This window comes from Streptomyces akebiae (assembly GCF_019599145.1).
GTDB lineage: Bacteria > Actinomycetota > Actinomycetes > Streptomycetales > Streptomycetaceae > Streptomyces > Streptomyces akebiae.
Map to the genome: position 1 here is coordinate 8,188,606 of NZ_CP080647.1, position 18,387 is coordinate 8,206,992.

General features: G+C 72.3%; 15 protein-coding genes and 1 pseudogene. 9 read left to right on the forward strand and 7 right to left on the reverse strand.

Going from position 1 to position 18,387, the window contains the following annotated elements; all coding sequences use genetic code 11:
* Nucleotides 1-70: 70 nt before the first annotated feature.
* Entirely contained in the window at nucleotides 71-973 is a 903-nt protein-coding gene (locus tag K1J60_RS35490) for a S1 family peptidase (RefSeq protein ID WP_220649779.1), read from the forward strand.
* Nucleotides 974-1,704: 731 nt separating this feature from the next.
* Complete coding sequence (locus tag K1J60_RS35495) at nucleotides 1,705-2,784, forward strand: S1 family peptidase (protein ID WP_220649780.1); 1,080 nt, start codon at nucleotides 1,705-1,707, stop codon at nucleotides 2,782-2,784.
* Between the two features lie 7 nt (nucleotides 2,785-2,791).
* Here K1J60_RS35495 and K1J60_RS35500 read toward each other — a convergent pair.
* Nucleotides 2,792-3,834 (reverse strand): annotated as a pseudogene (locus K1J60_RS35500) (DUF3533 domain-containing protein).
* 199 nt (nucleotides 3,835-4,033) lie between these two features.
* Here K1J60_RS35500 and K1J60_RS35505 point away from each other — a divergent pair.
* The 3 genes from K1J60_RS35505 (at nucleotide 4,034) to K1J60_RS35515 (ending at nucleotide 9,653) form a co-directional block, all read left to right on the forward strand.
* Entirely contained in the window at nucleotides 4,034-7,618 is a 3,585-nt protein-coding gene (locus K1J60_RS35505; RefSeq protein WP_220649782.1) for a DNA polymerase III subunit alpha, read from the forward strand.
* Nucleotides 7,615-8,583, forward strand: coding sequence for a DNA polymerase Y family protein (locus K1J60_RS35510; RefSeq protein ID WP_220649783.1), 969 nt, complete (start codon nucleotides 7,615-7,617; stop codon nucleotides 8,581-8,583). Before K1J60_RS35505 ends, K1J60_RS35510 begins: the two co-directional genes overlap by 4 nt.
* 200 nt (nucleotides 8,584-8,783) lie before the next feature.
* Complete coding sequence (locus tag K1J60_RS35515; protein ID WP_220649784.1) at nucleotides 8,784-9,653, forward strand: esterase/lipase family protein; 870 nt, start codon at nucleotides 8,784-8,786, stop codon at nucleotides 9,651-9,653.
* Between the two features lie 64 nt (nucleotides 9,654-9,717).
* On the opposite strand, the gene K1J60_RS35520 is transcribed toward K1J60_RS35515, so the two are convergent.
* Nucleotides 9,718-10,824: a lytic polysaccharide monooxygenase gene (locus tag K1J60_RS35520; RefSeq protein WP_317619733.1), complete on the reverse strand. Its 1,107-nt coding sequence runs from the start codon at nucleotides 10,822-10,824 to the stop codon at nucleotides 9,718-9,720.
* Nucleotides 10,825-11,103: 279 nt separating this feature from the next.
* Here K1J60_RS35520 and K1J60_RS35525 point away from each other — a divergent pair, with 279 nt between their 5' ends.
* Nucleotides 11,104-11,871, forward strand: coding sequence for a dienelactone hydrolase family protein (locus tag K1J60_RS35525; protein ID WP_220649785.1), 768 nt, complete (start codon nucleotides 11,104-11,106; stop codon nucleotides 11,869-11,871).
* A 124-nt stretch (nucleotides 11,872-11,995) separates the two neighbouring features.
* Here the strand turns inward: K1J60_RS35525 and K1J60_RS46300 are convergent, their stop codons facing one another.
* On the reverse strand, nucleotides 11,996-12,130 hold the full coding sequence (locus tag K1J60_RS46300) for a hypothetical protein (RefSeq protein ID WP_086785113.1): 135 nt from the start codon (nucleotides 12,128-12,130) through the stop codon (nucleotides 11,996-11,998).
* A 138-nt stretch (nucleotides 12,131-12,268) separates the two neighbouring features.
* Between K1J60_RS46300 and K1J60_RS35530 the strand changes: the two genes are divergently transcribed.
* Nucleotides 12,269-12,958 carry a class I SAM-dependent methyltransferase gene (locus tag K1J60_RS35530; RefSeq protein ID WP_220649786.1) on the forward strand — a complete coding sequence of 230 codons (690 nt, stop codon included), beginning with the start codon at nucleotides 12,269-12,271 and terminating at the stop codon, nucleotides 12,956-12,958.
* Nucleotides 12,959-13,029: 71 nt separating this feature from the next.
* Here the strand turns inward: K1J60_RS35530 and K1J60_RS35535 are convergent, their stop codons facing one another.
* The gene (locus K1J60_RS35535) at nucleotides 13,030-13,542 is read right to left on the reverse strand and encodes a DUF402 domain-containing protein (RefSeq protein ID WP_220649787.1); all 513 of its coding nucleotides are present in this window, start codon (nucleotides 13,540-13,542) and stop codon (nucleotides 13,030-13,032) included.
* A complete protein-coding gene (locus tag K1J60_RS35540; RefSeq protein WP_220649788.1) occupies nucleotides 13,523-14,452 on the reverse strand; it encodes a GNAT family N-acetyltransferase in 930 nt (309 codons plus the stop codon). The genes K1J60_RS35535 and K1J60_RS35540 overlap by 20 nt, the downstream gene beginning before the upstream one ends.
* Before the next feature lie 71 nt (nucleotides 14,453-14,523).
* On the opposite strand from K1J60_RS35540, the gene K1J60_RS35545 reads away from it, so the two are divergent.
* On the forward strand, nucleotides 14,524-14,892 hold the full coding sequence (locus K1J60_RS35545) for a GntR family transcriptional regulator (RefSeq protein ID WP_220649789.1): 369 nt from the start codon (nucleotides 14,524-14,526) through the stop codon (nucleotides 14,890-14,892).
* Nucleotides 14,893-14,920: 28 nt separating this feature from the next.
* Here the strand turns inward: K1J60_RS35545 and K1J60_RS35550 are convergent, their stop codons facing one another.
* Nucleotides 14,921-15,697: a DUF72 domain-containing protein gene (locus tag K1J60_RS35550; RefSeq protein ID WP_220649790.1), complete on the reverse strand. Its 777-nt coding sequence runs from the start codon at nucleotides 15,695-15,697 to the stop codon at nucleotides 14,921-14,923.
* A 30-nt stretch (nucleotides 15,698-15,727) separates the two neighbouring features.
* Nucleotides 15,728-16,822 (reverse strand): DUF5925 domain-containing protein, encoded by a 1,095-nt coding sequence (locus K1J60_RS35555; RefSeq protein WP_220649791.1) that lies wholly within the window; start codon nucleotides 16,820-16,822, stop codon nucleotides 15,728-15,730.
* 146 nt (nucleotides 16,823-16,968) lie between these two features.
* Here K1J60_RS35555 and K1J60_RS35560 point away from each other — a divergent pair, with 146 nt between their 5' ends.
* Nucleotides 16,969-18,384, forward strand: a complete 1,416-nt coding sequence (locus K1J60_RS35560; RefSeq protein WP_220651856.1) for a GH39 family glycosyl hydrolase — start codon at nucleotides 16,969-16,971, stop codon at nucleotides 18,382-18,384.
* The last annotated feature ends 3 nt before the right edge of the window (nucleotides 18,385-18,387 follow it).

Consider the following 18,387-nt stretch of genomic DNA (forward strand, 5'->3'; position numbering starts at 1 on the left):
GCCCCTGATCTGCGCCTCACGGGCCCCGACCCCACGCGGGCCCCCGACTTCCCTTTGGAGGGAACGAACAGTGAGGATCAAGCGCACCACCCCCCGCAGCGGCATAGCGAGACGGACCCGGCTGATCGCCGTGACCGCCGGACTCGCGGCCGCAGCCGCCGTCACGGTCCCCACCGCCAACGCGGCAGGCACCCAGACGTTCAGCGCCTCCGAGCTCAAGAGCGCCAGCTCATCGGTGCTCAAGGCTGACATCCCGGGTACCGCCTGGGCGATCGACCCGGCGACGGACAAGGTTGTCGTCACCATCGACAGCACCGTCTCCCAGGGCGAGCTCGCGCAGATCAAGGAGGCGGCGGGCGAGAACGCCGGCGCCCTGACGATCAAGCGGACCCCGGGCAAGTTCAACAAGCTGATCAAGGGCGGCGACGCCATCTATGCGAGTAGCTGGCGCTGTTCCCTGGGCTTCAACGTCCGCAGCGGGAGCACGTACTACTTCGTGACGGCCGGTCACTGCACCGACGGCGCGGGCACCTGGTACTCCAACTCCGGCCGCACCACGGTCCTCGGCCCGACCGCCGGGTCGAGCTTCCCGACCAACGACTACGGCCTCGTGCGCTACAGCAACACGTCCATCGCCAAGGACGGCACCGCGGGCAGCGTGGACATCACCAGCGCGGCCACCCCGAGCGTGGGCACCAACGTCATCCGCACCGGCTCCACCACCGGTACCCGTACCGGACGTGTGACCGCTCTCAACGCGACCGTGAACTACGGTGGCGGCGACATCGTCTACGGCATGATCCAGACCACGGTCTGCGCCGAGCCCGGCGACTCCGGCGGCCCGCTCTACGGCAGCAACGGCGTCGCGTACGGTCTCACCTCCGGCGGCAGCGGCAACTGCACCTCCGGTGGCACGACCTTCTTCCAGCCGGTCACCGAGGCCCTGAGCGCGTACGGCGTCTCGGTCTACTAGGTCGGCGGATCGACAGGCCGGCGGATCTACAGGTCGGCCGATCTGCAGATCTACAGATCGACAGGTCGAGTGGGAGTCGGCGTACTTCCCCCGGGGCCGACTCACCACCCGGCCGCAGCAGGCGACAGGCGAGCCCCCGCACACCATGTGTGCGGGGGCTCGCCCTCGTTCCGGCGAAGGGGCGTCAACGGGGGGGCGATCCGTGGCCCTGTTCACGAAGGGCCGTAGGCGCCTTCAGGGGCGCGGGGAACTGCGCGAGAAGCCCCACCGGCTCACCGGCTCACCGGCCTCGCGGCTCACCGGCCTCGCGGCCCACCGGCCTCGCGGACCCGGGCTGAGGGTCGAAGGGGTGCGGGCCCGAGAGTCGATGCGGAAGCAACTCCAGCCCCGCGAGGCCCGTTTGTATCCGGACCGTCTAGAGCGTTTTTCAGACAGGACTAGACCTCACCCGTTGCTGACGAGGTCATTGCTTCCCGTGTTTGCAGTGCGAATTCCTGTGACCGTCAGGTGGGGCGTTACCAGACGGTAATGACATAGGGGGCGCGCACCCTCGTTGTGTGCTCGGCCTGAAGTCGACCTTGTGTGCTCCCTGTGCGCCTAGGAATAGTTGTCGCCGCACAGTTGGCATGGACGCGGCGTTTTTACAGCCTGTCGCCTCCTTGCCCGAACGCCTTCCGGTCGAACGGGGCCCCCACGCCCTCTCGGCCAACCCCCCCACAGGAGGACGCGAGTTGAAGCATCGACGCATACCCGGGCGCCGTGCCGTCGTGACGGGTGCGGGCATCGCCGCACTGGTCGCCGCGGGAGTGACCTTCCAGACTGCGAACGCGAGTGAGACCGCGCCGGCCCCCGAGCCGAAAGCGCTCTCCATCACGGCGGCCGGAAAGCTCGCCCTGACCCTCGACGCCGACCTCGGCGCCGACGCGGCGGGAACGTACTACGACGCGAAGAGCAAGCTCCTCGTCGTGAACGTGCTGGACGAGGCCGCCGCCGAGACCGTCGAGGCGGCCGGCGCCAAGGCCCGCATCGTGGAGAACTCCCTCGCCGAGCTGAAGAGCGCCCGGACGACCCTCAAGGCGGACGCCACCATCCCCGGTACCGCCTGGGCCACCGACCCGACCACCAACAAGGTCGTCGTCACCGCGGACCGCACCGTCTCCGAGGCCGAGCTGGCGAGACTCACCAAGGTCGTGGACGGCCTCGGGGCCAAGGCCGAACTCAAGCGCACCAAGGGCGAGTACAAGCCCTTCGTCGCGGGCGGAGACGCCATCACCGGCGGCAGCGGCCGCTGCTCCCTCGGCTTCAACGTGGTCAAGGGCGGCGAGCCGTTCTTCCTGACGGCCGGTCACTGCACCGAGGGCATCTCCACGTGGTCGGCCGGCGGCCAGGTCATCGGCGAGAACGCGGACTCCAGCTTCCCCGGCGACGACTACGGCCTGGTGAAGTACACCGCCGACGTCGACCACCCCAGCGAGGTCAACCTCTACAACGGCTCCACGCAGGCCATCTCCGGGGCCGCCGAGGCGACCGTGGGCATGAAGGTCACCCGCAGCGGTTCGACCACCCAGGTCCACAGCGGCACGGTCACCGGCCTCGACGCCACCGTGAACTACGGCAACGGCGACATCGTCAACGGCCTCGTCCAGACCGACGTCTGCGCCGAGCCGGGCGACAGCGGCGGCTCGCTCTTCTCGGGTGACAAGGCCATCGGCCTCACCTCCGGCGGCAGCGGCGACTGCACCTCGGGTGGTGAGACGTTCTTCCAGCCCGTCACCGAGGCGCTGTCGGCGACCGGCACGCAGATCGGCTGACAGCCGGTCAGCCGGCCGGCCGCTCCGCCGGCTTCTTCCTCAGGGCCGCCATCACCACGGTGATGGCGGCCCCGCCACTGCCCAGGCGGAGAGCACGAGCAGCGGGCCGGTGATGTCGTTGCCCTCGAAGTAGGCGAGGGAGCGGGCCACCCAGACGCCCGCGCCCGGTGGCAGTGCCGGGCCGATCGCCGCCCAGAACGGCGGGAGCAGCGGCGGCGGCAGCGCCCCGCCCGCGCTCGGATTGCCCGCGATCACCACCAGCAGGACGGCCACGCCGATGCCGGCGATCCCGAAGACGCACTGGAGCGCCAGCGTGGCCGCGCCCACCGCGAAGACGACCAGCGCCCCCAGCCCCCACAGCGCCGCCACGCCGCCCGGCAGGGCGCCCAGGACAGGGCCGGCGATGACCGCGCCGCCGAGTCCGCCGAGGATCGCGAACAGCGCGAGGGCGCCGAGGCGGATGATCCCGCGCCGGATGTTGGTGGGCCGCGCCCCCGCGCTCATCGCCAGCGCCGACGCGCACAGATAGCCGCCCACGCACCAGCCCACGACCAGATAGAAGGACGTGAGCCCGTTGGCGTCCCCGATGTCGGCCGGGGCCACGTCCACCGTCCGCACCGTGCGCCCCTCGGACCGCTCCAGCGCGCTGACGAGGGTGGTGAGCGCGTTGGCCAGGGTGCGACCGCCGCCGGAGGCGACCAGCAGGGTGTCGGTGGTACCGGCCGGGTCGATCAGCAGGGCGCCGTCGATCTCCCGGTCCATGATCTGCTCGCGCGCCGCCGCCCGGTCGGTCACCGTGCGCGGGTCCAGCGGCTCGCCCGGCAGGCCCTCCAGTCGGGTCACCGCCTGCTCGGCCGCCGCGGGCCGCGGCGCGACCACACCGAACGCCACGTCCCTGAGCTTCGGGTGGTGCAGCGCCCCCACGTACGAGGCGATGAAGAGCAGCTGCAGGGCGAGCACCCCGACGACGAGCAGGGTGGCCCGTGGGGTGACCCCGTCCTTGAGCTCGTCGAGGAGGGACCTGGGGGCGGGCCCGGCCGTCTGTGTCATGTCCCCACGGTCGGAGTCGGGTGGCGTTTGCGCAGGTGGGACGGGGCCGAATGGTTGTCGTACAGAAGTTCGAAAAGTGGTCTATGGTGGAGGCGAGGAGGCTGTGAACTGATGTTCGAGCCGGGTGGCTGAACGAGTGACTGAACGAGTGACTGATCGAGTGACTGAGCGACTGGTGGGTCGAGTGCGGGAGGTGCGTGTGCCGGGGTTCACGCATCTGCACACCGTCTCCGGGTTCTCCTTGCGGTACGGGGCCTCGCACCCGGAGCGGCTGGCCGAGCGCGCCTCCGAGCGGGGCATGGACGCCCTCGCGCTCACCGATCGGGACACCCTCGCGGGCGCCGTCCGGTTCGCCAAGGCGTGTGCCGGGGCCGGGGTCCGCCCGCTGTTCGGGGTGGAGCTGGCGGTGGGGGCGCCCGAGCCTTCCGTACGGCAGGCGCGGCGGCGCGCTCCCGTGCGCGGTGGCGCCTTCCTCGACGAGTCGACCCCTCGGGTGACGTTCCTCGCCCGGGAAGGCGCCAAGGGCTGGGCCGAGCTGTGCAGAATCGTTTCGGCGGCGCATGCGGGTGGCGGCCCGGACAGGAACAGGAGCGAGGTTCCGCCGCTGCTGCCCTGGTCGGAGTGTGCCGCCGAGGGGCTGACCGTGCTCCTCGGCCCCGCCTCCGACGTCGGGCGCGCCCTGGCCGCCGGGCGCCCCGACCGGGCCGCGAAGCTGCTGCTGCCCTGGCGGGAGAGGTACGGCGACGCCCTGCGCCTCGAAGCGATGTGGCACGGCCGTGAGGGCACCGGCCCCGGTTCGCTGCGGCTGGCCGCCCGGACCGTCGGCTTCGCCGCCGAGCAGCGGATACGGCCCGTGCTCAGCAACGCCGTCCGGTACGCCGACCCCGGCATGGGCCCGGTCGCCGACGTCCTGGACGCGGCCCGGCGGCTCGTCCCCGTCGACCCCCGGGGGGAACTGGACTCCGGGGAGGCCTGGCTCAAGGGCGCGGACGCCATGCTGGGCGTCGCCGAGCGGGTCGTCGAGGCCGCCGGGTACCGCCGTGACACCGCCCACCGGCTGCTGGAGCAGACCCGGGCCACGGCCGCCGAGTGTCTGGTCGACCCGGAGGACGACCTCGGCCTCGGCACCGTCCACTTCCCCGAGCCGCGTCTCGTCGGCGCGGACCGCCGCACCGCCCAGCGGGTGCTGGCCTCACGGGCGGCGGCCGGGATGATGCGGCACGGCTACGCCGCCCGGCGCGCGTACTGGGAGCGGATGCACCGGGAGCTGGACGTCATCGCCCACCACGGCTTCGCCTCCTACTTCCTGACGGTCGCCCAGGTCGTCGACGACGTACGGAAGATGGGGATCCGGGTCGCCGCGCGCGGCTCCGGCGCCGGCTCCCTGGTGAACCACCTCCTGGACATCGCGCACGCCGACCCCGTCGAACACGGTCTGCTGATGGAGCGGTTCCTGTCCAAACGGCGGGTCGCGCTGCCCGACATCGACATCGACGTGGAGTCCGCGCGGCGGCTGGAGGTCTACCGCGCGATCATCGACCGCTTCGGCACCGAGCGGGTCGCGACCGTCGCGATGCCCGAGACGTACCGCGTCCGCCACGCCGTCCGGGACGTGGGCGCGGCCCTCTCCCTGGACCCCGCTGACATCGACCGGATCGCCAAGTCCTTCCCGCACATCAGGGCGAGGGACGCGCGGGCGGCGCTCGAAGAGCTGCCCGAGCTGCGGCAGTTGGCGGGGGAGAAGCAGAGGTACGGCCGGCTGTGGGAGCTGGTCGAGGCGCTGGACGCCCTCCCGCGCGGGGTCGCCATGCACCCGTGCGGGGTGCTCCTCTCCGACGCGTCCCTGCTGAGCCGTACGCCGGTGATGCCGACCAGCGGCGAGGGGCTGCCCATGTCCCAGTTCGACAAGGACGACGTCGAGGACCTCGGGCTGCTCAAGCTCGACGTGCTGGGTGTGCGGATGCAGTCGGCGATGGCGCACGCGGTGGCGGAGGTGGCGCGGGCGACGGGGGAGCGGGTCGACCTGGACGCGCTCGACTTCGAGCGGGGCGAGGGCGATCCGGCGACGTACGAACTCATCCGCTCCACCGAGACGCTGGGCTGCTTCCAGATCGAGTCGCCGGGGCAGCGGGACCTGGTGGGGCGGCTCCAGCCGGCCACCTTCCACGACCTCGTGGTGGACATCTCGCTGTTCCGGCCCGGTCCGGTCGCCGCCGACATGGTGCGGCCGTTCATCGCCGCCCGGCACGGGCGGGCGCCGGTGCGCTACCCGCACGAGGATCTGGCGGAGCCGCTGCGGGAGACGTACGGCGTGGTCGTCTTCCACGAGCAGATCATCGACATCGTGCACCGCATGACCGGCTGCGGCCGGGACGAGGCCGACCGGGTGCGGCGCGGGCTGTCCGACCCCGAGTCGCAGGGGCGGATCCGGGTCTGGTTCGCGCAGCACGCGGCGGCGAAGGGGTACGACGCCGAGACGGTCGCACGGACCTGGGAGATCGTCGAGGCCTTCGGGTCGTACGGCTTCTGCAAGGCGCACGCGGTGGCCTTCGCGGTGCCGACGTACCAGTCGGCGTGGCTGAAGACGCATCATCCGGCGGCCTTCTACGCCGGGCTGCTCACGCACGATCCCGGGATGTACCCGAAGCGCCTGCTGCTGGCGGACGCGCGGCGGCGCGGGGTGCCGATCCTGCCGGTGGACGTGAACCGGTCCGCGGTCGCTCACCGTATCGAACTGGTGTCTGAATCAAAGGGGTCGGGGAAGGCGAGGGAGGCAAGGAGGCCGAGGGGGTCGGGCGAGGAGAAGGTGTGGGGGATCCGGCTCGCGCTCTCCGATGTGCACGGGATCAGTGAGGCCGAGGCGGCGCGGATCGCGGACGGGCAGCCGTACGCCTCGCTGCTGGACTTCTGGGATCGGGCGCGGCCGAGCAGGCCGCTTGCCCAAAGGCTCGCCCAGGTCGGCGCGTTGGACGCGTTCGGCGCCAACCGGCGTGATCTGCAACTGCACCTGACCGAACTGCACCGGGCGGGCCGGGGCGCGGGCGGAGGACAACTCCCGTTGTCCGGCGGGCGACGGACCGCCTCGGCCGGTCTGCCGGACCTGTCCTCCGCCGAGCGGCTCAGCGCCGAACTGGGCGTGCTGTCGATGGACGTCTCGCGCAATCTGATGGACGACCACCAGGTGTTCCTCGACGAGCTGGGCGTGGTGTCGGCCCGGCGGCTGCGCGAGGCGCGGCACGGTGAGACAGTGCTGGTCGCGGGGGCCAAGGCGGCCACCCAGACCCCGCCGATCCGCTCCGGCAAGCGGGTCGTCTTCACCACCCTCGACGACGGCACCGGCCTGGTCGACCTCGCCTTCTTCGACGACTCCCACGACACCTGCGCCCACACCGTCTTCCACTCCTGGCTGCTGCTGGTGCGCGGAGTGGTGCAGCGGCGTGGGCCGCGCAGCCTCAGCGTGGTGGGCTCCGCCGCCTGGAACCTCGCCGAACTGGTGGAGCTGCGGCGCGAGGGCGGGCTCGACGCGGTGGCACCGCGGCTGGCGGAGCCGGTGGACACCGGGAACACCGGGGGCGAGCCGGACGGCGACCGCGGCGACCGCGACGGCGACCGTGCGACCGGGGACGGCGAGGGGCCACGCGGCGACACCGGGCGGCGGATCCGGATGCCCACCGGATACGAGATGCATCCATGGGCCGATCTGCGGCCCGCGGGCGAAGAGCCCTCACAAGGTCCTGCTCGGATACGGAAGTTGTGGCACCAGAGCCCAGGGAGTGCGGGATGACCATCCTCTGTGTACGTTTCCAGCTGCCGTCGGGGTACGAGGCCGCTCTGCCCGGTCTCCTCGGCCTGGTCGAGGACTTCACCCCGGTCGTGGAGGCGCTGCCGCCGGACGGCGCGCTGGCCGATCTGCGCGGCGCCGAACGGTACTTCGGCCGGGACTCCGAGGAACTGGCCCGGCTGATCCGGGTCCGCGCCCTCGCGCTGTACGGCGTCGACTGCCTGATCGGCGCCGGGCCCGGACCGCTGACGGCACGGCTGGCGCTGGGGGCGGCGGCGCCCGGGTCGCCGTGCGCGGTGCCCGAGGACCTCGTCGTGGACTTCCTCGCCGAACTGCCCGTCGGCGCGCTGCCCGGCATCGGCACCGCGACCGCCCGCACCCTGCGCGAGTACGGCCTCGAGACCATCGGCGGGGTCGCCTGCGCGCCCCTGTCCACGCTGCAGCGGCTGGTCGGCGCGCGAACCGGACGTGACCTGCACGAGAAGGCCAACGGCATCGACCGGGGACGGGTCGTACCGAACGCCGTCGCCCGCTCTCTCGCCGCCGAACAGACCTTCCCGTACGACGAGTTGAACCCCGACCGGCACCGCCGCGCCCTGCTCGCCGGCACCGAGGAACTGGGCTCCCGACTGCGCGCCCTGGAGAAGGTCTGCCGCACCCTGACCCTCACCGTCCGCTACGCCGACCGCTCTTCGACGACCCGCACCCGCACGCTCGTGGAGCCGACCGCCCACTCCCCGGCGCTGACCGCGACCGCCTACGCCCTGTACGACGCCCTCGGCCTCCAGCGCGCCCGCGTCCGCGCGGTCGCCCTGCGCGCCGAGGGCCTCACCCCCGCCGACCAGGCCTCGCACCAGCTTGCCTTCGACCCCGTCGACGAGAAGCTCCGCCGCATCGAGGAGGTCGCCGACCGCGCCCGCGCCAAGTTCGGCCCGCACGCGGTGATCCCGGGGACGCTGGCCGCGTGAGCCGCCCCCGTCGGTCCCGTCCGGTGACGGTCCGACGTCACGTGTCAGTGGCCCCGATCATCACTTGAAGTTTTTACTGACGCGTAACTTCCCACTTTTTCTACTCGCCCGTAACTTGGCGAATAAGAACAGCATCCTCGTGATCCGGATCACAGGGCGAACGTCGTCGCACGTCCCTTGAGCCGCAAGGAGATCACCCGATGCTGCCCTGGAATCGCCTGATCAGACCGTTGGCCGCCCTGTGCCTGGCCGCCGCGGCGACCCTCGTGCCCGTCACCGCCGCGGAGGCCGCCGACTCGGCCGCCGCGACCAGCCGTGGCTGGAACGACTACACCTGCAAACCCTCCAGCGCCCACCCGCGCCCCGTCGTCCTCGTCCACGGGACGTTCGCGAACTCCGTCGACAACTGGCTGGGCCTCGCGCCGTACCTCGTGAACCGCGGCTACTGCGTCTACTCCCTCGACTACGGCCAGCTCCCCGGCGTCGCGTTCTTCCACGGGCTGGGCCCCATCGAGAAGTCGGCGGAGCAACTCGACGCCTTCGTCGACCGGGTGCTCGCCGCGACCGGCGCCGCCGAGGCCGACCTCGTCGGCCACTCGCAGGGCGGCATGATGCCCCGCTACTACCTCAAGTTCCTCGGCGGAGCCGCCGAGGTGAACGCACTCGTCGGCATCGCGCCCTCCAACCACGGCACCACCCTGAACGGCCTCACCCAGCTCCTCGACCACTTCCCCGGCGCCGGTGACCTCCTCTCCAGCGCCACCCCGGCCCTCGCCGACCAGGTGGTCGGATCCCCCTTCATGACCAAGCTCAACGCGGGCGGCGACACCGTCCCCGGCGTGACCTACACGGTCCTCGCCACCCGGTACGACGAGGTGGTCACGCCCTACCGGTCCCAGTTCCTCGACGGGCCGAACGTACGCAACATCGTCATCCAGGACCTCTGCGCGCTCGACCTCTCCGAGCACGCGGCGATCGGGCTCCTCGACCGGATCGCGTTCCACGAGGTCGTCAACGCCCTGGACCCGGCCCACGCCACCCCGACGACCTGCCTCTCGGTCGTCGGCTGACACGTGCCGGTGCGTTCCGCCGGGGCCTGTCCGGCCTGAGCCGCCCGACAGGCCCCGGAAGTCGTCAGCGGCCGTGCCGGCCACCCGTCGTCGCGCGGCGGCGGGCCGCGGCGAAGAGGAGGGAGGAACCGAGCGCCAGGACGGCCGCGCCGCCGAGGGCCAGATACGGGGTCATGCCGTCGCCACCGGTGTCGGCGAGGCCGTCCTTGCCGCCGGCGGGTTCCGCGAGACCGGCGGAGGCGGCTTCCGCGGCCGCCCCGTCGTCGGTCGTCGACTTGGCGGTCGGTGACGCGTCGTCGGAGACGGCCTTCGCGGCCCCCTGGGCCGACGGCTTCTCCGTCGCCTGCGCCGAGGCCCTGGGCGTCGGGTCCGTCGTCGTGCTCGCGTCGTCGTCGCCGTGGCCGCCGTGCTCGACGGTCGACTCATCCGCGCCCTCCTCGATCTGCTCCTCGGAGGGCGCGGACGCGCTGTCCCCGTCGGCACCGCCGCTTCCGAACGAGACGTCCGAGCAGGAGTAGAACGCCTCCGGGCTGTCCGAGCGCTGCCAGACCGCGTACAGCAGATGCCTGCCGGAGCGCTGCGGGAGCGTGCCGGAGAACCTGTAGAAGCCGCCGGACGCGGCCGCGTCGGTGGCCGTCGCCACCGGGTCCGCCAGGTCGAGGTCGTCCCAGGCGAGCGGCCGGGACGGGTCGTAGCCGCTCTTGGTGACGTACACCCGGAACGTCCCCTTGTGCGGGGCCGTCACCCGGTACGCGAAGGCGTACGACCCGGCGCGCACGCTCGTCGCCGGCCAGTCGGCGCGGGCCAGATCGAGGCCCTGGAACGTCTCGTCGCCCGCGCTGCACAGCTCGCCGTCCGGGATCAGCTCCCGGTGACGGCCGGCCGCGTCGCCGATCCGTACGCCGTTCCAGTCGTAGAGCGCCTGGGTGCCGCCGGCCGCGACCGCCGCCCCACAGGCCGCCGACCTCGGGTTCTCGGGGCCCTCCGCGTAGCACTGCGCCACCCGGCTCACCGGGTCGCCCAGCGAACCGTGCGCCACGGCCGGCCCGGCGGCGGACACCGTCAGGGCGAGCGGGGCGACACCGATCGCCCCCAGCGCACCGACCGCGCTCATCGCACCGACGACACGTGCGGTGGCGGACGCGGTGGTCCTGCGGCGGGCAGCGGGCATGGCGAAACACTCCTCGCGACGGTCCTGAACGGTTCCCGGGTGGGTCCCGAGCGCCGGGGGCGATCAGCAAACTAGCCCCGAGGAACGGCGGAATCGCCTGCTGAGGGCGGGTGCGGAGGATCCTTATGGTGGCGTTAAGGATGGGCTAACCGAGGGCTCAGGAAAGGCTGTTGGGAAGCCTGTCGGGAATCCTGTTCGAAGATCCGGTTCTTACCTCGGTGCGTGACACTGGGGCCGTTCGTATCCGTCGTGGAGAGTCGTAGAGAAGGGAACCCGCGCATGAGCGCCGTACGTGGAACATCCGTGGACATCGCCACCGAGGACGGCACCGTCGACGCCTACTTCGTCCACCCCGACGACGACGCCGCGCATCCGGCGGTCCTGTTCTACATGGACGCGTTCGGGCTGCGGCCGCATCTGAGGGCGATGGCCGACCGGCTGGCCGGCGCCGGGTACGCGGTCCTCGTGCCCAACGTCTTCCACCGGTCGGGGCGGACCCCGGTGTTCGACCTGCCCGAGTTCATCGATCCGGCCGCGCGCCCGGAGATATGGGACCAGATCCTGCCGGTCATGCTGGCGCTGACGCCGGACCTCGCGCTACGGGACGCGGCGGCGTATCTGGGATGGCTCGCCGACGACCCGCGGGCAGCCGAGGGGCCCGTAGGGATCACCGGGTACTGCATGGGCGCCCGGCTGGCCCTGCACACCGCCGGTGCCTTTCCCGAACGGGTCGCCGCCGCGGCCGGCTTCCACGGGGGACGTCTGGCGACCGACGAGCCGGACAGCCCGCATCTGGCGGTGGACCGGATCACCGGCGAGGTGTACTTGGGTCACGCGGACGAGGACCCGTCCCTGCCCCCGGAGCAGATCGACCTGCTCGACAAGACGCTCACCGAGGCCGGGGTCCGCCACCGTACCGAGGTCTACACGGGCGCCTCGCACGGCTACACCCAGGCCGACACCGCCGCGTACGACGCCGAGGCGACGGAACGCCACTGGACGGCCCTGCTGGACCTGCTGGACCGCACCCTGCGCTCAGGGGCCTGACCGGGCCCGTCGACGCCCACGGGGCCGTCCGCCCCGACGCCCCTGGTCGGGGCGTCGGGGCGGGGTTGCTGGAGTGGGTGGACGCGCGTACGTGCGTGCGGGCTCGCGGCGGGAGCGCGCGGGCTCAGCCGTCCGGCCACCAGGTGCGCGCGATGTCCTTTCGCACTTCCCGGCGCTCGACGGGGCGTTCGTCGGCCTCGTCCCGCACCCGGCGGGACGAGGACTTCCTCAGGGGCTTCTGCACGGTCGTACGGCGCATGGCTGCCTCCTTGCGTCTACCCGTGTTCCGCGTTTTCACGGAGGTAGACCTTTTCCGGGAGCGTTACTCATCGTTCGTGCTCTGTCAGTGGCGGCTGTCACCATCTGGACTGTCAGTGGCAGGTGTCACTCTGGCGGCATGACCAACATCGACGACGGCGAAACCTCCCCGGCCCCGCGAACACCGAAGAACCCGGCGGCAGATGACCCTCCGAGGGCCGTCGACTGGGACGCGGAAGCCCCCGCCTTCGACGACGAACCCGATCATGGCCTGCGGGAACCCGTCGTCCGGGAGGCCTGGGCGGCCCGGCTGCGGGACTGGCTGCCCAGGCGTCCCTCGGACGTGCTCGACCTCGGCTGCGGCACCGGCAGCCTGTCACTCCTCGCGACCGAGCAGGGGCACCGGGTGATCGGAGTGGACTCCTCCCCGGCCATGGTCGCCCTGGCCCGCGCCAAGCTCGCCGGGCGCCCCGCCGTGTTCCTCGTCGGCGACGCGGCGGCCCCGCCCGTGGGGGAGGAGCGGTTCGACGTGATCCTCGTCCGCCATGTGCTGTGGACCCTGCCCGACCCGGGCCGTGTGCTGCGCCGCTGGTGCGGACTGCTGCGGCCTGGGGGTACCTCCCACGCGTTCAGCAGTGGGGGAGGGCGACTCGTGCTGGTCGAGGGGGTCTGGGGCACGGTCAGCCCGGTCGGCATACCCGCCGAGCGGCTGTACGGGCTGCTCGCGCCCCTGGTGTCCGACGCGGAGCTGGTGCGGCTCGGGGACGACCCGCTGCTGTGGGGGAGGGAGGTCGAGGACGAGCGGTACGCGCTGGTGGCTCACCTCTGACCGCCCGCGGCGGTACCGGCTGCGACGGCCCACACAGCGGTAGCGGCCACGACAGCGCGCACCGGTCCGGGCTACGACAGCAGGGACTCCAGGCCGCCCTCGGTGGTGGCGAGCGCCTCCAGCGCGTCGAGAGCGGCGACGGCGGCCGCCGCGGCCTCCGGGTCGCTGCGCGCGAGCCCGCTCTCCTCGAACTCGTCCTCGTCCAGCCGCAGTACGGTTCCCCCGTCGGCGGACCGCCACAGGTCCAGGTCCAGGTCCTCGACGACGACCTCCCCACCGGAGAACGCGGCGGGCCTGGTGATGTCGCAGTACCAGCCCTTCAACCCGCCCCGGGCATCCCGAACCTCCTTCACCGCGTACCACCGGTCGCGCCAGTAGTACTCGGTGAACACGTCACCGGGCTCGAAGCGTACGAAGCCGAAGTCCCGTACACCCTCGCTCGCCCAGTCGGCGCGCACCACGATCCGGGTGCCGTCGTCGCTCACCAGCCGCGCGGGGTAACGGATCTTCGTGCGTCCCGCCTTGAGCAGGACGACGTCCACCTCGCTCCCCTCCACCCAGGGCTCAGCCGATTTCACGGACATACCGCACCTCCGTCGCGCACACCTCGTACCCGAACCACTTGTTGACCGCGAGCATGGGGCCGTTGCCGGCGTCGTTGCCCGTGAACGCCTCCGCGTAGCCGGCGGCGCGGGCCCGGTGCAGGGAGTCGTTCTTGGCGAGCTTGGCGAGGCCCCGTCCGCGGAAGGCACGGGCGGTGCCCGTCATCGCGGTGAAATAGCGGTCCCGGCCGTCCGTGCGGACCGCGGTGAAGGCGGCCGGTGTGCCGTCCACGACGACCACCGTGCTCAGGGCGCGGTCCAGCAGAGGGTGGCGGTAGATCTCCTCGACCCAGTGCTCGTAGTCGTCCAACTCGGCCTCGACGTCGCCCGGTTCGTCCGCCGTGGTCTCCGCGTCCAGGTCGAACAGGGGACGCGGGTCGTCGGCGAAGTCGGCGGCCGTACGCAGCTCCACGTCCTCGGGCGGGGAGTGCGGCGGGGGGAGGGAGCCGTGGGCCAGGTCCAGGCGGAGGAAGTGCGCGGAGCGGCTCGGTGTGTAGCCGCGGCGCTCGGCGAACCCGCGGTTCTCCGGGGTGTCCAGCACCCAGGACAGCAGCCGCCGCGCGCCCACCGCCGTCAGCCGCTCCTCGGCGGTGCGCGCCAGCAGGGCGCCCGCGCCCCGGCGCAGGTGCGCCGGGTGGACGTACACATTGATGTCGCCCTGGCCCGGTACGGGGCTGTCGTGGGCGATGGACAGCTGTGCGGTGCCGATCACCTCGCCGTCCGCCTCGGCGACCAACTGCCGGTGGTGGGCCTCGGGGGGCGCGAGCGTCGCCTCGTGGAGCAGGGACTCGGCGGTGCCGACCAGGAAGGGCAGGGCGCGCCGTCGTACATCGGCGAAGGCCTCGGCGTCCGCCGGGTCGGCGGCGCGGAGGTCGCGCACGATCAGTGTCATGTGTGCGCACGCTACGCGGGCGGCGCCGGGAGTCGCCTCCGATTTTCCGGCGGGTGCGGGACAATCGCCGCGTGACCTTGAAGATTCGCATCGTGGAAGGGGGCGCACCCTATGAGCAGGTGCGTGCCCAGATCTCGGAACAGGCCCGCTCCGGCGCGCTGCCCGTGGGCTACCGGCTGCCGACCGTACGGGGGCTGGCCGAGCAGCTCGGGCTCGCGGCCAACACCGTCGCCAAGGCGTACCGGGCGCTGGAGACCGACGGGGTGATCGAGACGCGGGGGCGCAACGGGACGTTCGTGGCTGCCGCCGGGTCGGCCGCGGAGCGCGAGGCGGCGGTGGCCGCGGGGGCGTACGCGGAGAGGGCGCGCCGCCTCGGGCTGGGCGAGGCGGAGGCGTTGGCGGTGGCCCGGGACGCCCTGCGGGCCGCCTACGCGGAGTAGCGCCCGGGGCTGGGTCCCCGCCGGTGACTCAGGTCCGCGCAGGCCGTCGCGGTTCCGGTGTGCGGGTCGGCCGCAGGCCCGCGCTCCGTGCCGCGTCCGCGAACGTCGTCGCGTCCCTCACCGCCGCCGCGTGGGGGTCGTTGTTGAAGTAGACGTAGGCGTCGGCGGTGACGGGCCAGGTGTCGGCGATGCGGTGGGCCCAGGTCGTCAGGGCTTGGCGTCCGTAGTGGGGCCAGGGGCGGGCCCGGCCCTGGTGCAGGCGGAGGTAGGACCAGTCGGTGGTGCGCCACAGGGGAGTGGCCGGGCGGGAGCGGCTGTCGGCCCAGCACAGGGCCGCGCCGCGGGACTCCAGGACCTCGCGGACCTCGGGGGTCCACCACGAGTCGTGGCGGGGCTCGACCGCGATCCGGGTGCCGGAGGGGAAGCAGCCCAGGCAGGTGTCCAGGAGACCGGGGTCGGCCCGCAGCGTCGGGGGGAGCTGCAGCAGGACCGGGCCCAGACGGTCGCCCAGACCCTGCGCGTGGCTCATCAGCCGGTGCACCGGCTCCTCCGGGTCCCGCAGGCGCTTGATGTGGGTCAGGTACCGGCTCGCCTTCACCGCGACCACGAAGTCCGCCGGCACCCGGTCCCGCCACGCCTCGAAGTTCTCCCTTGTGGGCAGCCGGTAGAACGCGTTGTTGAGCTCGACCGTCGCGAAGCGCTCCGCGTACTCCTCCAGCCACAGCCGGGTGGGGCAGCGCTCCGGGTAGAGGGCGCCCCGCCAGTCCTTGTACTGCCACCCCGACGTGCCGACGAACACGGTCATACATCCATGAAAACACCGAAGTGGGATCGCCTACAGGTACAGCCCCGCGTCTGCCCCGCCCCGCGGCTCCGGCAGCGACGTCGGTGACGTGCCGCGACGCAGCGCGTACAGCTCGGCCAGGGTCGCGCCCTCGCGGCCGACACCCTCGTCCGTGCCGAGCCAGCCCACCGCCTCCGCGCGGGTCAGCGCCCCCACCTCGATCCGCGCCAGACAGCGGCCGGGGCGGACCACGGCCGGGTGGAGGCGCTCCAGGTCCTCGTTGGTGGTGACGCCCACCAGGACGTTGCGGCCCTGACCGAGCAGGCCGTCCGTCAGGTTCAGCAGCCGGGAGAGCGCCTGGCCCGCCGTGTGCTTGGCCTCGCCCCGGATCAGCTCGTCGCAGTCCTCCAGCAGGAGCAGCCGCCAACGGCCCTTGCCCGCCGCGTCCTCCTCGCCGATCGCGATGTCCATCAGATAGCCGACGTCGGAGAAGAGCCGCTCGGGGTCCAGGACGCAGTCGACCTGGCACCAGTCCCGCCAGGAACGGGCCAGCGTGCGCAGCGCGGAGGTCTTGCCGGTGCCGGGCGGGCCGTGCAGCAGCAGAAGACGGCCCGCGATGTCCTCCGGGGTCGTCTTCATCAGGCGGTCCATCGCGTCCGCCACCGGGGCCGTGTAGTTCGGCCGTACCTCCTCCCACGTGCCCGCCGAGATCTGCCGGGTCGTGCGGTGCGGGCCCCGGCGCGGCGAGACGTACCAGAAGCCCATCGTCACGTTCTCCGGCTGCGGCTCGGGTTCGTCGGCCGCGCCGTCGGTGGCCTGGCCGAGCACCTTCTCCGCCAGCTCGGCGGTGGTCGCGGTCACCGTGACGTCGGCGCCCCGGTTCCAGCGGGAGATCAGCACCGTCCAGCCGTCGCCCTCGGCGAGGGTCGCGCTGCGGTCGTCGTCCCGCGCGGCGCGCAGCACCCGGGCGCCCGGTGGCAGCAGGGTGGCCCCGGACCGTACCCGGTCGATGTTCGCCGCGTGCGCGTACGGCTGCTCGCCCGTCGCGAAACGGCCGAGGAACAGCGCGTCGACGACGTCGGACGGGGAGTCGCTGTCGTCGACGTTGAGCCGGATCGGCAGTGCGTCGTGTGGGTTGGCAGACATGTCGCCATGATCCGTCACCGAGGGCTCCCCGTGCATCCGCTTTCCGTGGCGCGCCGGTGGTGTCGGTCCGTGAGCCGCCCGATCGCCCAGGAGTTCACCGGCGGAAGCTCCCCCCGCGCGGGTCCGCGCGGTTACTGTTGCCCATGATGGGACGTCATGGGTGGTATGCGGGGGACCGGCGGTGGCGGCTCACCGCGCTTGTCGGCGTGGGGGTGGCCGTGCTGGCCCTCGTCGTGACGCTGCTGCACACACTTCCCGGGGACGGCAGCACCGCCGGCACCACGCCCGACGGCGACAAGGTGCACGGCACGCCCGCGACCCCGCCGGGGGAGACCGGACCCAGTGTGGGCTGGGGTTTCACCCACACCCAGTTCAGCGCGGACGAAGGCAGCGGGACGGCCGTCGAACGCGTCGAGGAGCGGCTCGGTGAGCAGCCCCTGCCGCAGATCCAGCACATCATGGGCTGGGGCGCGGACAACCCCGAACCCGTCGAGGGGCGTTACGACTTCGAGGAGATGGACCGGCGCATCGACTTCGTCCGCGCCACCGGCGGCACCCCCGTCGTCACCCTGTGCTGCGCGCCCGACTGGATGAAGGGCGGAAGGTCCGGCGCCGACAAGACCGACTGGAGTCAGGCCGCGCTGGAGACCGCGCCCGAGCCCGAGCACTTCGCGGACTACGCCGCCCTCGCCGCCACCGTCGCCAAGCGTTACCCGGACGTACGGCACTTCATCGTGTGGAACGAGTTCAAGGGCTTCTGGAACGACGCGGAGGCCCGCTGGGACTACGAGGGATACACCGAGCTGTACAACCTCGTGTACAAGGCCCTGAAGAAGGTCGACGAGGACATCATGGTCGGCGGCCCCTATCTCGTCATGGACAGCCTCGATCCACGGCAGGAGCAGGACGCGTCGACGTCGCTGAAGGGGCCGTGGGGCGCACTGGACCAGCGGGTCCTCGACGCCTTCGACTACTGGAACGAGAACAAGGCCGGCGCGGACTTCGTGGTGGTGGACGGCTCCAGTTACACCAGGGACGACGAGCTGGTCCCCGACGAGTTCGCCGCGACCGACAAGTTCACGGCCGTGAGCCGGTGGGTGAGGGAGCGGTCCGGTGATCTGCCGCTGTGGTGGGCCGAGTACTACGTCGAGCCCGCCGACGGTGACGACAACCGGCACGGCTGGTCCGAGAACCGCCGGGTCGCCGTGCAGGCCTCCGGGCTGATGGCGATGGCCAAGGGCGGTGCCACCTCCGGGTTCTACTGGAATCCGCAGGAGAGGACCGGGGAGTGCCCGGGGTGCCTGTGGACTCCGACCGACAAGAGCGACGGCGGCGAGGAACTGCCCATGTACGGGTTGCTGTCCCGGTTCGCCGAGGAGTTCCCGCCGGGCACGCGGTACGAGACGGTGTCCGTCGCCGCCGATGACAAGCCCAACGTCCGCGTGCTCGCCGACGACGAGGCGGTGCTCGTCGTCAACACCCTCGACCGGAAGATCAGCGCGGACATCGACGGTCAGAAGTTCGACATGGCCGCCTACGAGGTGAAGTGGCTGAAGAGGTGAGCC